Annotated in this window: 1 protein-coding gene; it reads right to left on the bottom strand. The window is 69.5% G+C overall.

The window, feature by feature from the left end:
- Window positions 1–8: 8 nt before the first annotated feature.
- Window positions 9–1,484, bottom strand: a complete 1,476-nt coding sequence (locus ACZ53N_RS37310) for an NF041680 family putative transposase (protein ID WP_469145128.1) — start codon at window positions 1,482–1,484, stop codon at window positions 9–11.
- Window positions 1,485–1,616: the final 132 nt, after the last annotated feature.

The following is a 1,616-nucleotide window of genomic DNA, read 5'->3' on the forward strand; positions in this document are numbered from 1 at the left end:
CTTGTCATTTATCCAGTTCGACGCGGTTTCGTTCCGACCTTGTGGTGTGCTGGACGACTGAACGCCTCGCCGGTGGCAAGGACTCTGCCCACGTCGTGACGTGGGGCCCGGCGGCGGTTCTTCGATCCCGGTGGCCTTCCGGGTCCGGGGCGGGATGGTTTCGGTGCACTGGCTGGTGAGCCGGCCTTCGCGTGCAGGTTTCTGAACCCTCTGCGGACGCGGGCGGGTGTCAGTCTGTTCGGCTCGGTGGGCTTCTCCCAGGGCCTGCGGAGGTCGGTGGCCAGTGGGCGTGCGAGCCGGAGCTGGGCATAGGCGGCGATCACCAGCCAGGTCCACCGGTCGGCGGCTTCGGAGCTGCGGAGCCGGGGCTTGGTCCAGCCGAGGGTCTGCTTGAACAGGCGAAAGGTGTGCTCGATGTCGAAGCGGCGGAGGAAGGACTGCCAGCAGCGGTCGACGTCCGCTTCGGTGGCGCCGGTGCGCGACCACCAAAGCCAGACCGGTTTGTTGACCCCGCCGCTGGGCAATTTCTCCACGACCAGGCGGATGACGGTGCCCTCGATGATGGGCAGTGGCCCGTCGTGGTCGAGCCATGCGGCCCGTTGGGTCAGCCGCGGGTGCAGCCGGTCCCACGCCTGCGCGGTCGCCTTCCCGTAGAGCCGGGTGTCCGTGGCCGTCATGGCCTGTTCGGTGCCCCAGGTTTTGGGGTCGCCGAAGACGAACTCGCCGCCGTGCTTGGGCGGCCGGCCGCCCTTGGGGTTGGCCAGGTGGAACTCTTCGCGGGAGGGTGCCGGACGCCGCATCACCCGGTCGGAACGGAGTCGGCCGAGGATCTCGACGGGCAGGTCACCCAGCAGGTGGGCGATGCGCGGGGCGTCGTATCCCGCGTCCAGCACGACCAGGACCTCCGGGTCACCCGGCCGCCATTGTCCGGCGGCTACCAGCCGCTCGACGACCTCGCGGATCTGCACCGTGGTCACCGCGGCGACGTCGGCGCCGGGCTCCAGGCGGACCGCGTCCAGCACCGCCGTCCAGGACGTGCGGCCACTCTCCAGCGCGGCCACCACCGAGTACGGCCAGCCGGGCACCATCTGATGCTTGCCCTCACCCCGGCCGAACGTGTGGCAAAAGGCCCGGTCAGCACACGTGTTGGCGTCCGGCCGCAGCCACGGCGAGACATCCACCGCCAGCACGAGCCGGCCGTCCGCCGCCCGCGGCAACGGCACCCCGGCCAGGGCCCGGCGCAGCCGGGCGACGTCGATCCGGCCCTGGTTGAGTCCGCCGTACAGAGCCCCGTGCCCACGGCGGTGTTCGGGTGCGAGCGCGAGATCGACCAGCGTTCGCACGGGTCCGTCCGTGCACAGCAGCGCGTCGCACAACTCGAACAACGCGTCGCCCCTTGCGGTCAGACACGCGTACAGCTCCGATCGGAAGTGTGACACTTCCGCGAACGCATCCCGCAGGACGCTCTGGTGCACCAAACTCACGGACACGGCCTTCGTGCTGATCCACTCTGTGACGGAGCACAGGATCAGACGGGGGCCGCCTTCTCGTCCGCTGAACTGCGAAAACGCCGACCAAGTTCGAGCCGTGTTCGACGCCGGACCATAAATGACAAG

The organism is Streptomyces sp. NPDC033229, from assembly GCF_055576875.1.